This is a genomic window from Kitasatospora sp. GAS1066B, assembly GCF_041262605.1.
GTDB lineage: Bacteria > Actinomycetota > Actinomycetes > Streptomycetales > Streptomycetaceae > Kitasatospora.
On record NZ_JBGCCO010000035.1, the window covers coordinates 17,261 to 37,231 of the forward strand.

Consider the following 19,971-nt stretch of genomic DNA (forward strand, 5'->3'; position numbering starts at 1 on the left):
ACTCAGTTGGCCCCGTTATCCTTGCGCGAGCGCGGGCCCGGAGCGGGGTTCCGGCGACCGATGATGAGGGGGAGCGCCCAGTGCAGGCGGTTCAGGCGGCTGCGGCCGCGAGAGGGATACGGGCGACCCGGACGACGGCGCGCCGCGCCGCCGTGGCACTGCTGGCGGGTGGTGTGCTGGTGCTGGCGAGCGGCTGCGGGCCGGACGACACCTCGGCCAAGACCGGCAACGCGGCCGGCAGCGGCGGCAGCGGCGGGGGAGCCGCGGCGAGCGCGCCGGCGGCCGCACCGTCGCCGAAGGTCTCGGCGGCCCAGCTGACCGTGAGCCCCTCGGACGGTTCGCAGAACGTGGCGCCCAGCGGCGCGGTCAAGGTCTCGGTGGCGAACGGCAAGCTGACCCAGGTGTCGGTGGCCGACAAGGACGGCAACGCGATCCAGGGCGCCATCGCCCCCGACGGTTCCTCCTGGACACCGAGCGGCGCGCTGGCCGTCGGCATGCTCTACAAGGTGAGCGCCCAGGCGGTGGACGCCACCGGGCTGCAGGCGGCGGTGAACAGCAGCTTCACCACGCTGACCCCGGGCAAGACGGTCTCCTCCAACGACAACGTCTCGACCGGTGCCACCTACGGGGTCGGCATGATCGTCTCGGTCAACTTCAGCAAGGCGATCAAGAACAAGGACGCCGTCGTCCAGGGCATCACCTTCGACGCCTCGGACGGCACCCAGGTCAAGGGCCACTGGTTCGGCGACACCCGCCTCGACTTCCGCCCCCAGCAGTACTGGAAGTCCGGCACCAAGGTCACCATCCACTTCAAGCTGAAGAGCGTCGAGGTCTCGCCCGGCGTCTACGGCAGCGCGGACCGCGACGAGTCGTTCACCATCGGCCGCTCGCAGATCTCCACCGCCGACGCCGCCAGCGACCAGATGACGGTGGTCCGCGACGGCCAGACCGTCGAGACGCTGCCGATCTCCGCCGGGAACGACCAGAACCCGTCGTGGAACGGCACCATGACGATCGAGAGCAAGGAGCTGGTCACCCGGATGAACTCGGCGACCGTCTCCAACGTGGTCGGCGGGGAGTACGACGTGCCGGACGTCCCGCACGCGATGCGGCTGACCGACTCGGGCACGTACGTGCACGGCAACTACTGGGGCACCACCTTCGGCAAGTCCAACGCCAGCCACGGCTGCGTGGGTCTGCAGGACGGCAAGGGCGGCGACGCGAACTCGGTGGCCGGCAAGTTCTACACCGCCTCGCTGGTCGGTGACGTGGTGATCATCAAGAACTCCAAGGGCAAGACGGTCAGCCCCAGCAACGGGCTGAGCGGCTGGACGCTGCCGTGGGGTTCCTGGTAATCAGCTGAGATTTCGCCGATCAAGGCAACCGACGGCCCGCCCCGAAGCGTTCTCGGGGTGGGCCGTTCGAGCGATGGTCACCGTTCGGTGCCGGATATCCGGGGGCGGGTATGGATCCCGCCGAACGAGTGAAGTAGTCGGATGTAACAATCTACCGATTTGTCGACTGAGAACCGCTGGGTCGACCGAGAACCACTGGGGAGTACAGGCATGCGCGCGATACGTGTGGGAGCGGCACTGGCCGTAGGCGGCACCCTGCTGCTCGCCACGGCGTGCGGTGGTGGCACCACCGGCCCGAAGGCCGCGGGCGGCACGGCGAGCGCGGGCTCCGCCGCCGGTGGCAGCGGCAGCCCGGGTCCGGCCGCCTCGGCGTCCGCGACGCCGACCTCGGCCGCCGTGGTCGACATCGAGCCCAAGGACGGCACCCAGAACGCCGCGCCGGACGCGCTCAAGGTCGCGGTCAGCAGCGGAAAGCTGAGCCAGGTCACGGTCACCGACAAGAGCGGCCAGGCGGTCCAGGGCAGCATCTCCGCCGACGGCACCAGCTGGGTGCCGGCCGCCGGACTCTCGGTCGCCGACTCGTACCAGGTGAAGGCGCAGGCCACCGACGCCAAGGGGGTGAGCACCACGGCCACCAGCGGCTTCTCCACGCTGACCCCGAGCAGGACCTCGCGCAGCCAGGACAACGTGGCGACCGGCTCCACCTACGGCGTCGGCATGATCGTCTCGTTCGACTTCGGCATGCCGATCCAGAACAAGCAGGCGGTCGACAACGCGATCACCTTCGAGGCCTCGGACGGGACCCAGGTCAAGGGTCACTGGATGGGCAGCAACCGGCTGGACATCCGCCCGCAGAACTTCTGGAACCCGAACACCCAGGTCAAGATCCACATCCGGCTGAAGAACGTCGAGGTCTCGCCCGGCGTCTACGGCGGCTCGGACCGCGACGAGTCCTTCACCATCAGCAGCCGGGCCCAGGTCAGCACGGTCGACGCCGCCGCGCACACCATGACGGTGCAGGACAACGGGCAGACCGTGGAGACCATCCCGATCAGCTCCGGCTCGGACGAGCACCCGACCTACAACGGCACCATGGTGATCGAGGCCAAGGAGGGCACCGCCCACATGACCTCCGCCTCGGTGCCCGGGCTCAAGCCCGGCGAGTACGACCTGCAGGTCCCGCACTCGATGCGGCTCACCGACTCGGGCACCTACGTGCACGGGAACAACTGGTCCTCGGCCGGCACCTTCGGCTCGGCCAACGTGAGCCACGGCTGCGTCGGCCTGCAGGACGCCCCGGGCAACGCGGGCGGCACCGACACGCCGGCGGCCAAGTTCTACGCGGCCTCGATGGTGGGAGATGTCGTGAAGGTCGTCAACTCCAAGGGCGCACAGGTCACTCCTGACAACGGCCTGAGCGGCTGGAACATGGCGTGGGGCACTTGGTAGTACCCGATGCACCTGGCCGTGTGCGGCTGGCATATGCCAAATGAATAGTGATCGTTTGGTCATTGTCCGTACATGGCTGCTCGCGAACCGCGATGATGGAGCGCATGGCGGGATGGGGCGAAGTCGATCAGTCATCACATCTCGGGCCCGACCTGGCCGCTGACACTCCAGCAGGAGTGTTGCGGCCGGGTGCGGTGGCCCCGTGCGGGGCCCTGCCCACGGCCGGGCTCGCGGCCCTGGAGCGGCTCACCAGCTGGGAGTTGGAGCGCACCGTCCTGCCCCGGCTGCGCGATCCGGCCGCCGCGGAGGAGGTGCGGCTGCCCTCGCGCGGCGAGTCCGGGCCGCTGGCCCGGCGGCTGGTGCTCGCGGTGCTGCAGAGCTGGGGCCTGCAGCCGCTGCTGGAGGTGGGCGAGTTACTCACCGCCGAGCTGGTCGCCAACGCCGTGCGGCACACCGGCGGCCGCACCATCGGCCTCAAGCTGCTGCGCCGACCCGGCTGGCTGCGGGTGGAGGTGCGGGACTCCTCGCGGGCGCTGCCCTGCCTGATCGTGGCCGAGCCGGGGATGGCGGAGTGCGGGCGGGGGCTGCTGGTGGTGGACACCCTGGCGGACCGCTGGGGCGCCGACCTGCTGCCGCGCGGCAAGGGCGTCTGGTTCGAGCTGAAGGTGCGGGAGCGGACGGCCTGACCGGGCGCTGATGACTTGACGATACGTCAACCATGGGAAGGCTCTCACCATCTGAGGCGAGGTCAAATTCGTCCAAGCCGAACACCCCCGCGAGCCGCTAGCGTTCGATCGCTCGTACACGCCGCGGCGACCAGCCCCGGCACTTGATCGGGCACAGCCGCTCCGTCGTCTGTGCTCCGCGCGATCCACCATTCGGTGTCGGGGGATAGATGGCTGCCTTGCGGCTCAAGACCGCTTCTCGTCTGCTGACGGCTCTTCCGGTTTCCCTCCTCCTGCTCGCGTCGCCGCTGGTGTCGGCCGCCCCGGCCGGAGCGGCCACGCCGCAGGACATCTGTGCGCCGCAGTACGCGGCCGCCCAGGACGTCAGAGCTCAGATCGCGGCCCACAACGCCCAGCCGCACGAATTCATCGTGCCGCGCGAGCAGGCCGCCGCCGACGCCTACGACGCCGAGGCCGCGGCCCTCAGGACGAAGCAGGATCAGGCCACCGCCGCCTACACGGCGTGCTTCAACGCGATGATGGCGCTGGCCGACGCCGCAGGCACCGGCGATCTCAACTTCAAGGAGCCCACCCCTGCCAAACGCGCGGAGATCCAGAATGGGAAGCAGCGCGTGGGGTCCGGCTGGACGCCGCCGCCCCCGCCGCGCGCCGGGGCGAACTGGCAGGTGCCGAAGAACTCGCCCATGCGCCCGCTGTTCGACGCCCTCCGCAAGGACAACCCGGGCTCCGTCCCGTACGACTACTTCAAAGGCGGCACGAAGTTGACGGCCGGCGCACCGGATCCGGCCTATCCTGCGTCATCCGGAAGGCTTATCGAAGCGGGCCCGAACGGCCGCCTGAAAATCAGCGCGGACCACATAGTTCCGTTGTCGGAGCTCGTCCAGATGCGCGGGTTCACCAAGCTCTCCGCCGACAACATGTTCATCATCAGCCGCGCTCCGCTCAACTTCCAGTGGCTGTCAGCCGCTTCGAACCTGTCGAAGCAGTCGAGAAGCGCGGCCTTCGTGACGGGCGCGGATCCGCGCTGGATCGCCAGCCAGCAGGCTCTGGAGAACGACGTGCGCAGCAAACTCCAGGCGGCCATCGATCAGCTGTTGCAGAGCCAGGGAGACTGACATGACGGCCATCGGCGATGCCCAGGTGGAACGGACGCTTCCCGAGTGGTCGCTTGCCTTCGTCGAGCCGACGGCAGCACAGGCTGCTCAACTGCCGGAGCAGTGGCGGCCGATCGCACTGGCGGCTGACGCCGGGGCGCGGTGCCGACTGGCTCGTTCGCTCTGGAGTCGCGGCTTCCTCGCCGCAGTGCCACGGTTCGCCGCCGCACTGGCGACCCGCTGCGCCGACGTGCGGGCCTGCATCGTGCACGACTGCCCCGCCCTGGTGTACGTCATGGCGGACGATGACGGTGGACATGTCTCCTGGGTCGGTTACGATCCCCGCGAGTTCGGCCCGGTGCCGGAATTCTGGCAGAGCTTTCCCGCATCGCTGCGGGTGTTTCTCCGTGAGGTGCACGCCGGGTTCGTGTCGGGGGCCGACGGGGCATCGTTCGGCCCGGCCCGGCCCGTGCACATGGTCAGTCTCGCGAGGTTCGCGGGATTCCCCGAGGGCATCCCCGGCTGGGACGAGGACGGCAGGATCGCGTCGACCAGACTGCTGCGGATCACCTCGGACGGCGGAAACCTTCACTACTGCCTGTCGCCCGATCTGGCTCCGGGGGACATCGCTCTCGTCTACGAGGGGGACATCGACCCGGCGGACTTCGGCACCACGCTGGACGAGCTCATGATGTCGCGTTTCGAAGCGCGGACCTGACCAGGCAGAACCATCGAACAGGAGCGAGGAGTGACACCGAACCCCGAACGTCGCCCCAGGAAGGGGCCGTTCGTCCTCGGCGCAGCCGTGCTGATCGTCGTCACGGGAGGCGCCATCGGGTACGCGCAGGTCCAACACGCGCAAGTCCAACACGCGCACAGTGATCCGGTACGGATCCAGCAGGTGGTCGACCAGTTCGCCACCGCGGTCGACCGGGCCGACGTGGCCAAGACCGTCAGCCTGCTCTGCCCGGAAGAGGCCAACGCCATCACCGACAGCGACATCCCGCCCGACAGCAGTCAACTCGCCACCGCCAAGCGGCCGATCAAGGTCTCCGGCATACAGGTCCGGGGCGATCTGGCCACCGCGCAGGTGACCAGACCCGGTGTCAGCGCAACTCTCCACCTGCGCAAGGATGCCGGCACCTGGAAGGTCTGCGACCCGGCCGCGACGGGCTGACCACGTCAGGGAGTGGTTTCGTCAGCACTCGATGACGTTGACAGCGAGGCCGCCGCGCGAGGTCTCCTTGGTGCCTGCGCCGGTCTCAGGGACTTTGCAGGACCTTTGACCGGTGCCTGGTCAGCGATCGTGCGGAAGCGCGGGGCGGGTGACCGGTACGACGGTCAGGAGAGTCTCCAAGCCCTTGAAGTCGTCAGGGTTGGTGGTGAACAGAGGGAGGTCCTCGGCGATGGCGATAGCGGCGATCATCAGGTCGGCCACGCGCCTTCGTGGTTTCCGCCCCGCGCCGATCACGGCGGCACAGATCCGGCCGTAGATACGTGCGGCCTCGGTGTCGAAGGGGATGGGATCGAACTCGTTCTCGGCACGCTGAAGGACGTCGAGTCGGCGGGCTCGCTCCGCGTACTCGTCGTAGTCGGCCTGTTCCTCGTTCCGCCGGACCTCGTGCGGTCCGGCGGACAGCTCAGCCAAGGTGATCGCGCTGATGGCCATCTCGACCGGCAGCTCGGCCGGGTCCACCCAGCGACGCAGGATCATGATGTTGGTGTCGAGCAGACCCCGCTCGTACTCAACGGGCATAGGGGTCGTCCGTCTCCTGCGCAGCTGTGGCGTCCTGGTCCGCCCGGAAGGCATCCAGGGAGATGTCGGGTGCGCTCCGTGACATCGCGGCGAACTCTGCCCGAGGAACGAAGCGCCTGCGGCGCTTCAACGGGACCAGTTCTCCGATCCGGTGGCCGTCACGGGTGACGGTGAACGACTGGCCGGCCTCGACGGCGTCCATGATCTCTCTCGACCTGCTGCGCAGGTCCCGCTGGGTGATCTCCGGTTGCGCTGTCATGCCCACCAGACTATCGATGTGTGCCACGCGGTGCTACAGGGTTGCACTTTGCAGATCAGGGTGTGTTAGGTCAGCACTCGATGACGTTGACCGCGAGGCCGCCGCGACTCGTCTCCTTGTACTTGACCTTCATGTCCGCCCCGGTCTCCTTCATCGTCTTGATCGCCTTGTCCAGCGAGACGTGGTGCCGGCCGTCGCCGCGCAGGGCCATCCGGGCGGCGGTGACGGCCTTGACCGAGGCCATGCCGTTGCGCTCGATGCAGGGGATCTGGACCAGGCCGCCGACCGGGTCGCAGGTGAGGCCGAGGTTGTGCTCGATGCCGATCTCGGCGGCGTTCTCGACCTGCTCGGGGGTGCCGCCGAGGACCTCGGCGAGGCCGCCGGCGGCCATCGAGCAGGCGGAGCCGACCTCGCCCTGGCAGCCGACCTCGGCGCCGGAGATGGAGGCGTTCTCCTTGAAGAGCATGCCGATCGCGCCGGCGGCGAGCAGGAAGCGGACGATGCCGTCCTCGTCCGCGCCGGGGATGAAGTTCTGGAAGTAGTGCAGGACGGCGGGGATGATGCCGGCCGCGCCGTTGGTGGGGGCGGTGACCACGCGCTGGCCGCTGGCGTTCTCCTCGTTGACCGCCATGGCGTAGAGGGTGACCCACTCCATCGCGTTGGCCGGGCCGATGCCCTCGGCGCGCAGCGCGCGGGCGCCGGCGGCGGCGCGGCGGCGGACCTTGAGGCCGCCGGGCAGGATGCCCTCGCGGGACATGCCCGCGCTGACGCACTCCTTCATCACGGCCCAGATCTCCAGCAGGCCGGTGCGGATCTCCGCCTCGGTGCGCCAGGCCTTCTCGTTCTCCAGCATCAGGCCGGAGATGGACAGGCCGGTCTCCCGGGTGAGGCGCAGCAACTCCTCGCCGGTGCGGAAGGGGTAGCGCAGCGCGGTGTCGTCCGGGACCACCCGGTCGGCGCCGATCGCGTCCTCGTCCACCACGAAGCCGCCGCCGACCGAGTAGTAGGTCTTCTCCAGCAGCAACGTTCCTGCGCCGTCGTGCGCCACCAGGGTCATGCCGTTGGCGTGGTAGGGCAGCGAGCGGCGGCGGTGCAGGATCAGCTGGAGGTCGGGGTCGAAGGCGATCAGGTGGGTGCCGAGCAGGCTGAGCCGCTTGGCCTCCTTGATCCGCTCGACGTCCTGGTCGGCCTTGGCCACGTCGACGGTCCGCGGCGAGTTGCCCTCCAGGCCGAGCAGCACCGCCTTCGGGGTGCCGTGCCCGTGGCCGGTGGCGCCGAGCGAGCCGAAGAGCTCGGCCTTGACCGAGGTCACCTGGTCCAGCAGCCCTTCCGAGCGCAGCCGGCGGGCGAACATCCGGGCCGCGCGCATCGGGCCGACCGTGTGGGAGCTGGACGGGCCGATGCCGATGGAGAAGAGGTCGAAGACGCTGATGGCCACGGGGGTGACGTCCTTAATGTCTCGTCGAGAACGGCTTGTCTCGTGGAGTCTCGGGTGGAGAGCGGGGCATGAGACGGGGCACCGGCTCACGTTCCAGTGTGCGCGGTGCCCCGGGGGAAAGGGCCTGGTCGGCGGGGGTGATGCCGACCACGCCCGGCCGGACGTTCTTAGAGGTCCGGGTAGAGCGGGTACTTCTCGGCCAGCGCGATGACCCGGGCCTTCAGGGCGGCGGCCTTGGCCTCGTCGAAGCCCGGCAGCAGCGCCTCGGCGATCACGTCGGCGACCTCACGGAAGTCGTCGGCGGTGAAGCCGCGGGTGGCCAGCGCCGGGGTGCCGATCCGCAGGCCGGAGGTGACCATCGGCGGGCGCGGGTCGTTCGGGACGGCGTTGCGGTTGACCGTGATGCCGACCTCGTGCAGGCGGTCCTCGGCGTCCTGGCCGTTCAGCTCGCTGTTGCGCAGGTCGACCAGGACCAGGTGCACGTCGGTGCCGCCGGAGAGCACCGAGATGCCGGCCGCGGTGGCGTCCTCCTGCAGCAGGCGGGCGGCCAGGATCTTGGCGCCCTCCAGGGTGCGCTCCTGGCGCTCCTTGAACTCCGGGGAGGCGGCGACCTTGAAGGAGACGGCCTTGGCGGCGATCACGTGCTCCAGCGGACCGCCCTGCTGGCCGGGGAAGACCGCGGAGTTGATCTTCTTGGCCAGCGCGGCGGTGGAGAGGATCACGCCGCCGCGCGGGCCGCCCAGGGTCTTGTGGGTGGTGGTGGTGACCACGTCCGCGTACGGCACCGGGGACGGGTGCAGGCCCGCGGCCACCAGGCCGGCGAAGTGGGCCATGTCCACCATCAGGTAGGCGCCGATCTCGTCGGCGATCCGGCGGAACTCGGCGAAGTCGAGCTGGCGCGGGTAGGCGGACCAGCCGGCGATGATCAGCTTGGGCTGGTGCTCCTTGGCCAGGCGCTCGACCTCCTCCATGTCGACCAGGTTGGTCTGCTCGTCCACGTGGTACGCCACCACGTTGTAGAGCTTGCCGGAGAAGTTGATCTTCATGCCGTGGGTCAGGTGACCGCCGTGCGCCAGGTTCAGGCCCAGGATGGTGTCGCCCGGCTGGATCAGCGCGAACATCGCGGCGGCGTTTGCCTGCGCGCCGGAGTGCGGCTGGACGTTGGCGGCCTCGGCGCCGAACAGCGCCTTGATCCGGTCGATGGCGATCTGCTCGACCACGTCGACGTGCTCGCAGCCGCCGTAGTAGCGCTTGCCGGGGTAGCCCTCGGCGTACTTGTTGGTGAGCACCGACCCCTGGGCCTCCATGACCGCCACCGGGGCGAAGTTCTCGGAGGCGATCATTTCGAGGGTGGACTGCTGGCGGTGCAGCTCGGCGTCGACCGCGGCGGCGATCTCGGGGTCGAGTGCGTGCAGGGACTGGTTGAGAACCGTCATGGTGGCGTCTTCCCGTGGGGCTGGGCAGCGGACCGGAGGTCGGGCGGCCGCCGCGCTGCGACCGCCCGCGATGTCCGTCAGGACTTGGTGAACTCGCTGTACTCGTCGGCGCCGAGCAGGTCCGCGGGGGCCTCGGAGACCTTCAGCTTGAAGAGCCAACCACCCTCGAAGGCGGCCGAGTTGACCAGAGCGGGCTCGTCGGTGACGGCCTCGTTGACCTCGACGACCTCACCGGTGGCGGGGGAGTACAGGTCGCTGACGGACTTGGTGGACTCGAGCTCACCGCAGGTCTCGCCGGCGGTGACGGTGTCGCCGACGGCGGGCAGCTGCACGTAGACGATGTCGCCGAGCGCGGTGGCCGCGTGCTCGGTGATCCCGACGGTCGACACGCCGTCAGCGTCGGCGGCGGTCAGCCACTCGTGGTCCTTGCTGTACTGCAGGTGCTGCGGGTTGCTCATGGTCTCATTCTCCAGGATCGGAAGCGGGTGTGACGAAACGGTCCGCTGAGCGGACGCGCTACTGGACGGTCGGCACAGTGGGTGGCGGGCTGTAGCGCGGGTGCGCCGCAGCGGGTGCGGCGCAGCGGTTGCTTCAGCGGGCGCGCTTGTAGAACGGCAGCGCGACGACCTCGACCGGCTCGTGCTTGCCGCGCACGTCCACCGCGACCGCGGTGCCGGGGGCGGCGAAGGCGGCGTCCACGTACGCGATGGCGATCGGCTTGCCGAGCGTGGGGGAGGGGGCGCCGGAGGTGATCCGGCCGATCGCGGTGGACTCGCCCTCGGCCGGGGCGGAGACCACCGCGTACTCGGCGCGCGGCACCCGCTTGCCCTCGGAGACCAGGCCGACCAGCTTGCGCGGCGGGGCGGACTCGGCCTTGGCGGCCGCCTCCTCCAGCGCCTTGCGGCCGACGAACTCGCCGCCGTTGGTGGTCTTGTCGAAGCGCACCACCCGGCCCAGGCCCGCGTCGAACGGGGTCAGCGAGGTGTCCAACTCGTGCCCGTAGAGCGGCATGCCGGCCTCCAGGCGCAGCGTGTCGCGGCAGGACAGGCCGCACGGGATCAGGCCGGCCGGGGCGCCGGCCTCGGTCAGCGCGGTCCACAGGTGCTCGGCGTCGGCCGGTGCGCAGAAGATCTCGAAGCCGTCCTCGCCGGTGTAGCCGGTCCGGGCCAGCCAGACCTGCTTGCCGGCCACCGTCGCGGGCAGCAGCGCGTAGTACTTGAGGCCGGGCAGGTCGGCGTCGGTGAGCGAGCCGAGGATGCCGTTGGCCTGCGGGCCCTGCACGGCGATCAGCGCGTACGCGTCGCGGTCGTCGCGCACCACGGCGTCGAAGCCGGCCGCGCGCTCGGTCAGCGCGTCCAGCACCACCTGGGCGTTGGAGGCGTTGGCGACCACCATGAACTCGTCCTCGGCGGTCCGGTAGACGATCAGGTCGTCCAGGATCCCGCCGTCCTCGCGGCAGATCATCGTGTAGCGGGCGCGCAGCACGCCGAGCGCCGAGATGAAGCCGACCAGCGCGTGGTCCAGCAGCTCACCGGCCTGCGGGCCGGAGACGGTGATCTCACCCATGTGCGAGAGGTCGAAGAGGCCGGCCTTGGTCCGGACCGCGAGGTGCTCCTCGCGCTCGCTGCCGTAGCGCAGCGGCATGTCCCAGCCGGCGAAGTCGGTCATGGTCGCGCCCAGGGCACGGTGCAGCGCGTCGAGCGCGGTCAGACGGGGGGACATGATGAGACTCCCGGTGTCGTGAATGGACATGCTGGGGTGGAGTCTCCCCGTCTGTCGTCACAACCTGAGAGCTTCACCGCATCAAGGATGACGCGGCTTGCACCGTGGGTGGGCGCACGGCACGGCCGTGTTCCACTTTCCAGATTCGCCTCGCCCACACGGTAGGGGTGCCTGAGAGATTCCGGGGAGGACTTGCTCCTTCGGCGCCGGTCCGTGCCGTCGAGGGCACCTCCGGACTCTCCCGCGCGGGTTCGAGCGGCCAGTATGAAGTTGGGGTGTTCGGGCACATCATGGCATGCCGTCCTGCCTCGCGGGAGAGGGGATGGGCGGTAGCCGCCCGCCGGTAGTCTTCCCCTGCACGGACTGCGTGACAGCACATACGGCGCAAGGGCGGGGCAGGGGCGGATGGAAACAGAGGGGTACGCCACGGTGGGGCCGGGGTGGGCCGAGCCCGGCCAGGCGCCGGCCGGCAGCGGTTGGCCCGCCAACGAGCTGGAGCAGGTGCTCACGGCCGCGATCGGGGACCCCGGGGCCACGCCCCGGGTGATCGAGGTGCTGGCCCGCAGCCAGGTGTGGATCCCGCTGCCCGCCGGGGCCGACCCGGCCGGTGTGGCGCTCGACCTGCCGACCATCGAGCTGGCGGGTGCGCCCTACGTGCCGGTCTTCTCCTCCGAGGAGCAGTTCCTGCGGCACGCCCCCGGCCTGTCCTGCGCCCTGGCCCCGGTCTGGGAGTTCGCCCGCGGGCTGCCGCTGGGCATCGGCATCGCGGTCAACCCCGAGGCGCCGGTGGGCATCCCGGTGCCTCCGGAGGGCGTCGCCGAGCTGCGGCGCGGACCGCGCGACGACCGCTGGGGCGCGTACGGGGCGGGCACGGGCGGCGCGGGGGTGCCGGAGGGCGCCCGGGTGGCGCTGCGCGAGCCGGAGCCGGCGGAGGAGCCGGCCGTCTTCCTCTACGCGGTGCGGGCGGAGCTGCAGGCACTGGGTGGAGTGCTGACGGCACGTCGGGCGTTGGCCTCGGTGGAGGGCGAGCCGACCGTGCTCTTCGTGGGCGTCCAACTCGACCCGGCCGCGCCCGCCGACCCCGCGGAGGTGAACGCGGCGCTCGGCCGGGCGCTGGGCGCGGCGCCGCTGCTGGGCGGGGTGCACATGGTGCTGCTGGATCTGGCGGCGGACCCGGTGGTGGACTGGCTGGTGCAGCGGGTACGACCGTTCTACGAGCGCGGCTGAACGGCCTGAAACGGGCCCGGTGACCGCAGTTCGGCGCGGCCCAGGGCGTCGGCATGACGCGCGTCACCGGTGCCCCGTAGGGTGGCGCCGACACGCGGCGGGACGAGCCGCCACGAGCTGACACGAGCCGGGACGAGCCGACACGCGGCGAGACGGCGGCGAGACGCGGCGAGCGCGATGGCGCCGTGGCGAGAACGGGAGAGGGTACCGGTGACGACAGGAGCGGCAGGCGGTGGAGCGGGGCCGTGGGGTCCGCCCCCCGGCGCGGACCCTGGCGCCCTGGAACGGGCCCTGCGCGAGGTGGCTCCCGAGCACTGGGACGCCTACGAGCGGCTGCTGCGCGAGCTGACCACCGGGCGGGTCTGGATGCTGCTCTGGCACGGCACCCCGGGCAGCCCGGACGCCCAGTACGGGAACATGGACATCGGCGGCCACGGCTACGCCCCCGCCGTCACCTCCCCCGAGCAACTCGCGGCCAGCGGCTGGGCCCGCGCCCACGAGGTGATCTCCGGCCAGGAGATCGCCGCCTCGCTCTACCGGACCCGCTGGGGCCTGTGGCTCAACCCGCACGCGCCCGGTGGCGGGGTCGGCGTGCCCTGGGCCGACCTGCGCCGGGTGGCGGGCGGCCTGGACCGGCTGCCGGCCGGGCCGCTGCGGCTGAGCGAGCCGCAACTTCCCGGTCTGGAGGGCTTCTACGGTCTGTTGACCCAGCAGGCGCCCGCCGTCCGCCCGGTGCGGGCGCTGCGCCGAGCCTGGGTGTGCCCGGTGGTGGGCGAGGCGTACCTGGCGATCGGCCTGGAGCTGTACGACACCTCGCCGCCTGCGGTAGAGGCGGTACGCGCGTTGATGCAGCGGGCGATCGCCCAGGCACCGCCCGGACTGGCCGTCTCCACCGTCGCGATGAGTGACGACCTCGACCCGGTGGCGCTGTGGATGCGCGCCAACACCCGCCCGTTCTTCCACCGCGAGGCCACCGGGGCGCAGTATCCGGCGACCTATCCGCCGGCGTCCTTCCCAGCGGGCTCGTACGGGCATTCGATGCCCCCGCAGCCGGGCTGGCCGCAGCAGCCCTGGCCCGGCCGCAGGTAGCGGTCACCCCCTCCCACCAGCGGCGATGCGCTTTCGACGGTAGATCGACGGCGTTCGTCTTGCGGATCACTGAGTGCCTGTCAGCGAACAGTTGATCATCCGTCAGGTTTACTGATCATGAACATCGGTAGATCACAGTTGGGCATCCTTCACCGGTCAGGGCTGGCGCAAGGCTGCGGGCAGCGGCGAGAGTTCTGCGCACCGCACCAGCCGAGCAATCCGGGTGGCAGCGACGACCGGCCCTGACCAGGACCGACACCGTCATGCCTCGCTTCGGATTGCCATGGGCCGACGACCGTCGGCGAGGGGACGCCAACTGCCCATGACCACACCCACTGACACCACCGAGGCCGCCCCGGGCGATCCCGCACCGGCCGCCACCGGCGCACCGGCCGCGATCGAGGGCCGCTCGCTCGGCCGGATCGCCTGGCTGCGCTTCCGCCGCGACAAGGCCGCCATGGCCGGCGGCGTGGTGGTCATCCTGCTGGTGCTGCTGGCCGTGCTGGCCAAGCCGATCGAGTCGCTCTTCGGCCTCAGCCCCGACGCGCTGCACCAGGACCTGCTGGACGCCGACCTCGGCGGCCTGCCGACGGGATCGTTCGGCGGGATGAGCCTGAGCCACCCGCTGGGCGTCGACCCGCTGCAGGGCCGCGACCTGCTCTCCCGGATCATCGAGGGCTCCTGGGTCTCGCTGCTGGTCGCCTTCGGCGCGACCGTGCTCTCCAACACCCTGGGCACCGTGCTCGGCGTGATGGCCGGCTACTACGGCGGCTGGGTGGACACCGTGATCAGCCGGATCATGGACACCTTCCTGGCCTTCCCGCTGCTGCTCTTCGCGATCTCGATCTCCGCCTCGTTGCAGGGCGGCGCGTTCGGACTGCACGGCCTGCCGCTGCACCTGTGCGTGCTGATCTTCGTGATCGGCTTCTTCAACTGGCCCTACATGGGCCGGATCGTGCGCGGCCAGACGCTCTCGCTGCGCGAGCGGGAGTTCGTCTTCGCGGCCCGCAGTCTGGGCGCCCGCGGGCCGTTCATCCTGTTCAAGGAACTGCTGCCGAACCTGGTCGGCCCGATCCTGGTCTACTCGACCCTGCTGATCCCGACCAACATCCTCTTCGAGGCGGCGCTCAGCTTCCTCGGTGTCGGCATTCAGCCCCCGCAGTCCAGCTGGGGCGGGATGCTGAACGACGCCATCAAGTACTACCAGGTCGACCCGGAGTACATGGTGGTCCCGGGCCTGGCGATCTTCATCACCGTGCTCGCTTTCAACCTGCTCGGTGACGGACTGCGCGACGCGCTCGACCCGCGCAGCAACTGACCTTCGACCATCCGTCACAACTCTGGCCCAGGCCAACACTTCCAAGGGGTTGATCCAGCAATGCGCCGATCTCGTACCCTCGCTCTGGCCGCGGTGGCCGCCACCGCCGCGCTGGTGGTGAGCGGTTGCTCCAGCAGCGCCAAGACCGGTACCGCAGGTACCGGCGGCGATGCCGGCGGGGCGAACGCCGCCACCAAGTCGATCGTGAACGCCTCCAGCACCAAGGGCGGCACGGTCACCTACGAGATGAAGGGCACCCCGGACTCCCTGGACCCGGGCAACACCTACTACGCCTACATCTGGAACTTCTCGCGGCTGTACGCCCGGTCGCTCACTACCTTCCAGCCGGGCCCCGGCAGCGCCGGTGACAAGCTGGTCCCGGACATGGCCACCGGCATGGGCCAGGTCAGCGACAACGGCCTGACCTGGACCTACCACATCCGCGCCGGCCAGAAGTACGACGACGGCACCCCGATCACCACCAAGGACATCAAGTACGCGGTGGAGCGCAGCAACTACGCGCCGACCGTGAACTCCAACGGCCCGACCTACTTCCAGGAACTGCTGGTCGACAACTCGACGCCGTACCAGGGCCCGTACACCGACAAGAGCCCCGACGGCCTGCAGTCGATCCAGACCCCGGACGACACCACCATCGTCTTCCACCTGAAGCAGCCGTTCGCCGACTTCGACTACCTGGTCAGCGCCCCGCAGACCGCCCCGGTGCCGCAGTCCAAGGACGACGGCGCCGGCTACGTGAAGCACATCGTCTCCAGCGGCTCGTACAAGTTCCAGTCGTACGACGACGGCAAGGGCGCCGTGCTGGTGCCCAACACCAACTGGGACCCGAGCACCGATCCGATCCGCAAGCAGCTCGCGGACAAGCTCGTGCTGAAGATGAACATCGACCAGAACACCATCGACCAGGACCTGATCGCGGGCAACGCCCAGGTCGACCTGGTCGGCGGCGGCGTCGACCCGCAGACCCAGGCCCGGATGCTGATGGACTCCAAGCTGAAGGCGCAGACCGACAACGCCTTCGGCGGCCGGCTCGCCTTCCTGGCGCTGAACAGCAAGGTCGCGCCGCTGGACAACGTGGACTGCCGCAAGGCCGTCGAGTACGCGATCGACAAGGTCTCGGTGCAGACCTCCGAGGGCGGCCCGATCCGCGGTGCGGTCGCCACCAGCGTGCTGCCGCCGGACATCCCGGGGTACCAGAACATCAACCCCTACGCCTCGCCGAACAACAACGGCGACGTCGCCAAGGCCAAGCAGGAGCTGACGGCCTGCGGCCACCCGGACGGGTTCAGCACCACCATCACCGCCCGCAGCGAGCGCGACACCGAGGTGGCGGCCGCCACCTCGATCCAGGCCGCGCTGGCCAAGGTCGGCATCAAGCTGACCATCCAGCAGTACCCGCAGGGCAAGTACTTCTCCGACTACGCGGGTGTGCCGAACTTCATCAACAGCAACGGCATCGGCATGATGATGATGCAGTGGGCCGCCGACTGGCCCACCGGCTACGGCTTCCTGCAGCAGCTCGTCGACGGGCGCGCCATCAAGGCCTCCGGCAACACCAACCTGTCGCAGCTCGACGACCCGGTCGTGAACAAGGCGATCGACGACGCCGGCTCCAACACCGACCAGTCGGCCCGTGAGAAGGACTACGCGGCGATCGACGCGCAGGTCATGAGCGATGCGGTCATCGTGCCGCTGACCGACTACAAGGTCTTCAACTACCGTCCGGCCGGCAACACCAACATGGTCTCCACCTCGGCCTACGACGGCGAGTACGACTACCTCAACATCGGTACCACCACCAAGTAAGAGCCTGGCTCCCCGTCCCCGAAGGCAGGTGAAGGCGAGCGGAGCCGGCCCCGGTCCGGTGCGTCCCCAGTGGGCGCACCGGACCGGGGCGGGGCACCCGGAGCCGTCCAACTGTGTTGGCCTACATCATCCGCAGGACGTTCGCCGCCCTGGTACTGCTGCTGGTCGTCAGCGCGGTCACCTTCGGCATCTTCTTCCTGCTCCCGAGAATCGCGGGCGAGACCAGCGATCAGCTCGCCGCCCAGTACATCGGCAAGAACCCCACGCCCGAGGCGATGGTGGCGATCAAGCGGAACCTCGGCTTCGATCAGCCGCTCTACGTCCAGTACGGCCGGTTCGTGAAGCAGCTCTTCGTCGGCGCCACCTACCGCTACGGCCCGGACGCGACGACCTGTCACGTGCCGTGCTTCGGCTACTCGTTCAAGAACCACGTGGAGGTCTGGCCGGAGATCCGCAACCGGATCCCGGTGACCTTCTCGCTGGCGATCGGCGCGGCGGTGCTCTGGCTGCTGGCCGGTGTGGCCACCGGCGTGGTCTCGGCACTGCGACCCAAGTCGATCTTCGACCGCTTCTCGATGGGCGTCGCGCTGGCCGGCGTCTCGCTGCCGATCTTCTTCACCGGCGCCCTGCTGCTCACCCTGTTCAGCTACAAGTGGCCGATCTTCGGCAACCTGCACTATGTCAACTTCACGGACAATCCGCTCAGTTGGGCCAGCAACCTGGTGCTGCCGTGGATCTCGCTGGCCTTCCTCTACTCCGCGCTGTACGCCCGGCTCACCCGCTCCGGGATGCTGGAGACGATGAGCGAGGACTACATCCGCACCGCCCGGGCCAAGGGCCTGCCGGAGCGGGCCGTGGTGGTCCGGCACGGGCTGCGCGCGGCGCTCACTCCGCTGCTGACCATCTTCGGCATGGACCTGGGGCTGCTGCTCGGCGGCGCGGTGATCACCGAGCAGGTGTTCTCGCTGCAGGGCATCGGGTTCTACGCGGTCTCCTCGATCAACGACAACGACCTGCCCAAGATCCTCGGAGTGACCCTGGTCGCGGCCTTCTTCATCGTCTTCTGCAACCTGCTGGTTGACCTCCTGTACGCCGCCGTCGACCCCCGGGTGAGGCTGTCATGACCATCGAGGCCCCGGCTCGCCCGGGTTCGGCCTTCCTCGCCGTGCGCGACCTGCGGATCCACTTCGACACCGACGACGGGCTGGTCAAGTCGGTCGACGGGGTCAGCTTCGACCTGGAGCGGGGCCGCACGCTCGGCATCGTCGGCGAGTCCGGCTCCGGCAAGTCCGTCACCTCGCTGGGCATCATGGGTCTGCACCGCAGCAAGCGGGCCCGGATCGGCGGCGAGATCTGGCTGGACGGCGAGGAGTTGGTGGCCGCCGACCCCGACCGGGTGCGCAGGCTGCGCGGCCACTCGATGGCGATGATCTTCCAGGACCCGTTGACCGCGATGCACCCGTACTACACGGTCGGCGCGCAGATCATCGAGGCCTACCGGGTGCACCATCCGCAGGCGTCCAAGAAGGAGGCCCGCAAGCGCGCGATCGAGATGCTGGACCGGGTCGGCATCCCGCAGCCGGACCGGCGGGTCGACGACTACCCGCACCAGTTCTCCGGCGGCATGCGCCAGCGCGCGATGATCGCCATGGCGCTGGTCAACGACCCCTCGCTGCTGATCGCCGACGAGCCGACCACCGCGCTGGACGTCACCGTGCAGGCCCAGATCCTGGACCTGATCCGCGACCTGCAGAAGGAGTTCGGCTCGGCGGTCATCATCATCACCCACGACCTGGGGGTGGTGGCCGAGTTGGCCGACGACATCCTGGTGATGTACGGCGGCCGGTGCGTCGAGCGCGGCCCGGCCGCCACCCTCTTCGACGCGCCCGAACACCCCTACACCTGGGGCCTGCTGGGCTCGATGCCGCGGCTGGACCGGCCGCTGCAGGAGCGGCTGATCCCGGTCCGCGGCACCCCGCCGAGCCTGATCAACGTGCCCAGCGGCTGCGCCTTCCACCCGCGCTGCCCGTACGCCGAGTTGACCGGCGGCCGGTCCAGCACCGAGCGGCCCGCACTCGCCGAGACCGACCCCGGGCACTTCGCCGCCTGCCACCTGTCGACCGCCGAACGGCACCGGATCTTCACCGACGAGATCGCGCCCAAACTGTGAAGTCTACGGAGAGCAAAGCGTCATGACGGATATTCAGGACCTTGCCCAGCCCGTGGCACCGCCCGTCGGTGACCCGCTGCTGCGGGTCACCGACCTCGAGCGGCACTTCCCGATCCACCAGGGCCTGTTGCGCCGGCGCAGCGGTGCGGTGCGCGCGGTGGACGGGATCAGCTTCTCGGTGCGGGCCGGCGAGACCCTCGGCGTGGTGGGCGAGTCCGGGTGCGGCAAGTCGACGATGGGCCGGCTCGTCACCCGGCTGGACGAACCGACCGGCGGCAAGGTCGAGTTCGAGGGTCGCGACATCACCCACCTGAGCACCGGCGCGATGCGGCCGCTGCGCAAGGACATCCAGATCATCTTCCAGGACCCGTACTCCTCGTTGAACCCCCGGCACACGGTGGGCACCATCGTCGGTGCGCCGTTCAGGCTGCAGAAGGTGGCCACCGAGGGCGGGGTGAAGAAGGCGGTCCAGGAACTGCTGGAGCTGTGCGGGCTCAGCCCCGAGCACTACAACCGCTACCCGCACGAGTTCTCCGGCGGCCAGCGGCAGCGGATCGGCATCGCCCGGGCGCTGGCGCTGCGGCCGAAGATGATCGTGGCCGACGAGCCGGTCTCGGCGCTGGACGTCTCGATCCAGGCGCAGGTCGTCAACCTCCTCGACGACCTGCAGCGCGAGCTGGGCCTGACCTACCTGATCATCGCCCACGACCTGTCGGTGGTCCGGCACGTCTCGGACCGGGTCGCGGTGATGTACCTCGGCAAGATCGTCGAGATCGCCGACCGCGACGCGCTCTACGGGCGCCCCGCGCACCCCTACACCGTCGCGCTGATGTCGGCGGTCCCCTCGCCCGACCCGCGCCGCAAGGAGCGGCGTGAGCGCATCCTGCTCACCGGTGACGTGCCCTCCCCGATCAACCCGCCCAGCGGCTGCCGCTTCCGGACCCGCTGCTGGAAGGCGCAGGACCTCTGCGCGAGCCAGGAGCCGCCACTGGCGGAGCTGGCGCCCGGGCACCTGACGGCCTGCCACTTCCCGGAGAACGTTCCCCAGGTCCCCGAGGCCCGCGAGGCCCCCGAGGCCTGATGCCGGCCCCCGCAGCCCGCAGCCCGGGCCCGCCGATTCGGCGTGGTCCGGGCTCCGGGAGACA

The 19,971-nt window shown here is 70.0% G+C and carries 19 protein-coding genes and 1 riboswitch; of the genes, 13 read left to right on the plus strand and 6 right to left on the minus strand.

Features of this window, described 5'->3' with window-relative positions; translation table 11 throughout:
* Positions 1–80: 80 nt before the first annotated feature.
* From ABH937_RS31085 to ABH937_RS31110, 6 genes are all read left to right on the plus strand, one after another.
* Positions 81–1,355 carry an Ig-like domain-containing protein gene (locus ABH937_RS31085; protein WP_370220173.1) on the plus strand — a complete coding sequence of 425 codons (1,275 nt, stop codon included), beginning with the start codon at positions 81–83 and terminating at the stop codon, positions 1,353–1,355.
* A gap of 210 nt (positions 1,356–1,565) precedes the next feature.
* On the plus strand, positions 1,566–2,804 hold the full coding sequence (locus ABH937_RS31090; RefSeq protein WP_280687373.1) for an Ig-like domain-containing protein: 1,239 nt from the start codon (positions 1,566–1,568) through the stop codon (positions 2,802–2,804).
* Positions 2,805–2,980: 176 nt separating this feature from the next.
* Positions 2,981–3,490: an ATP-binding protein gene (locus tag ABH937_RS31095; RefSeq protein ID WP_370145722.1), complete on the plus strand. Its 510-nt coding sequence runs from the start codon at positions 2,981–2,983 to the stop codon at positions 3,488–3,490.
* A gap of 218 nt (positions 3,491–3,708) precedes the next feature.
* On the plus strand, positions 3,709–4,605 hold the full coding sequence (locus tag ABH937_RS31100) for a hypothetical protein (RefSeq protein WP_280687372.1): 897 nt from the start codon (positions 3,709–3,711) through the stop codon (positions 4,603–4,605).
* 1 nt (position 4,606) lies between these two features.
* A complete protein-coding gene (locus ABH937_RS31105; RefSeq protein ID WP_280687371.1) occupies positions 4,607–5,302 on the plus strand; it encodes a hypothetical protein in 696 nt (231 codons plus the stop codon).
* Positions 5,303–5,332: 30 nt separating this feature from the next.
* Positions 5,333–5,761 carry a hypothetical protein gene (locus tag ABH937_RS31110; protein WP_280687370.1) on the plus strand — a complete coding sequence of 143 codons (429 nt, stop codon included), beginning with the start codon at positions 5,333–5,335 and terminating at the stop codon, positions 5,759–5,761.
* A 120-nt stretch (positions 5,762–5,881) separates the two neighbouring features.
* Here ABH937_RS31110 and ABH937_RS31115 read toward each other — a convergent pair whose 3' ends face one another.
* The 6 genes from ABH937_RS31115 to gcvT form a co-directional block, all read right to left on the minus strand.
* The gene (locus ABH937_RS31115; protein WP_370220174.1) at positions 5,882–6,340 is read right to left on the minus strand and encodes a type II toxin-antitoxin system VapC family toxin; all 459 of its coding nucleotides are present in this window, start codon (positions 6,338–6,340) and stop codon (positions 5,882–5,884) included.
* Positions 6,330–6,599 (minus strand): type II toxin-antitoxin system Phd/YefM family antitoxin, encoded by a 270-nt coding sequence (locus ABH937_RS31120; RefSeq protein WP_370220175.1) that lies wholly within the window; start codon positions 6,597–6,599, stop codon positions 6,330–6,332. Before ABH937_RS31120 ends, ABH937_RS31115 begins: the two co-directional genes overlap by 11 nt.
* Before the next feature lie 70 nt (positions 6,600–6,669).
* Positions 6,670–8,037 (minus strand): L-serine ammonia-lyase, encoded by a 1,368-nt coding sequence (locus tag ABH937_RS31125; protein WP_280687369.1) that lies wholly within the window; start codon positions 8,035–8,037, stop codon positions 6,670–6,672.
* A gap of 167 nt (positions 8,038–8,204) precedes the next feature.
* A complete protein-coding gene (gene glyA / locus ABH937_RS31130) occupies positions 8,205–9,473 on the minus strand; it encodes a serine hydroxymethyltransferase (RefSeq protein ID WP_370220176.1) in 1,269 nt (422 codons plus the stop codon).
* A gap of 77 nt (positions 9,474–9,550) precedes the next feature.
* Positions 9,551–9,931, minus strand: a complete 381-nt coding sequence (gene gcvH / locus ABH937_RS31135; protein WP_280687367.1) for a glycine cleavage system protein GcvH — start codon at positions 9,929–9,931, stop codon at positions 9,551–9,553.
* Positions 9,932–10,064: 133 nt separating this feature from the next.
* Positions 10,065–11,195, minus strand: coding sequence for a glycine cleavage system aminomethyltransferase GcvT (gcvT, locus tag ABH937_RS31140; RefSeq protein WP_280687366.1), 1,131 nt, complete (start codon positions 11,193–11,195; stop codon positions 10,065–10,067).
* Between the two features lie 149 nt (positions 11,196–11,344).
* A riboswitch (glycine riboswitch) is annotated at positions 11,345–11,449 on the minus strand.
* A 151-nt stretch (positions 11,450–11,600) separates the two neighbouring features.
* Between gcvT and ABH937_RS31145 the strand changes: the two genes are divergently transcribed.
* From ABH937_RS31145 to ABH937_RS31175, 7 genes are all read left to right on the plus strand, one after another.
* Positions 11,601–12,422 carry an enhanced serine sensitivity protein SseB C-terminal domain-containing protein gene (locus ABH937_RS31145; protein WP_280687365.1) on the plus strand — a complete coding sequence of 274 codons (822 nt, stop codon included), beginning with the start codon at positions 11,601–11,603 and terminating at the stop codon, positions 12,420–12,422.
* Positions 12,423–12,599: 177 nt separating this feature from the next.
* Positions 12,600–13,511 (plus strand): enhanced serine sensitivity protein SseB C-terminal domain-containing protein, encoded by a 912-nt coding sequence (locus ABH937_RS31150; protein WP_370145727.1) that lies wholly within the window; start codon positions 12,600–12,602, stop codon positions 13,509–13,511.
* A gap of 322 nt (positions 13,512–13,833) precedes the next feature.
* On the plus strand, positions 13,834–14,829 hold the full coding sequence (locus tag ABH937_RS31155; RefSeq protein ID WP_280687363.1) for an ABC transporter permease: 996 nt from the start codon (positions 13,834–13,836) through the stop codon (positions 14,827–14,829).
* Positions 14,830–14,889: 60 nt separating this feature from the next.
* The gene (locus ABH937_RS31160; protein ID WP_280687362.1) at positions 14,890–16,656 is read left to right on the plus strand and encodes an ABC transporter substrate-binding protein; all 1,767 of its coding nucleotides are present in this window, start codon (positions 14,890–14,892) and stop codon (positions 16,654–16,656) included.
* A 113-nt stretch (positions 16,657–16,769) separates the two neighbouring features.
* On the plus strand, positions 16,770–17,780 hold the full coding sequence (locus ABH937_RS31165) for an ABC transporter permease (protein ID WP_280687361.1): 1,011 nt from the start codon (positions 16,770–16,772) through the stop codon (positions 17,778–17,780).
* A complete protein-coding gene (locus ABH937_RS31170) occupies positions 17,777–18,826 on the plus strand; it encodes an ABC transporter ATP-binding protein (RefSeq protein ID WP_280687360.1) in 1,050 nt (349 codons plus the stop codon). Before ABH937_RS31165 ends, ABH937_RS31170 begins: the two co-directional genes overlap by 4 nt.
* A gap of 22 nt (positions 18,827–18,848) precedes the next feature.
* The gene (locus ABH937_RS31175; protein WP_280687359.1) at positions 18,849–19,907 is read left to right on the plus strand and encodes a dipeptide ABC transporter ATP-binding protein; all 1,059 of its coding nucleotides are present in this window, start codon (positions 18,849–18,851) and stop codon (positions 19,905–19,907) included.
* The last annotated feature ends 64 nt before the right edge of the window (positions 19,908–19,971 follow it).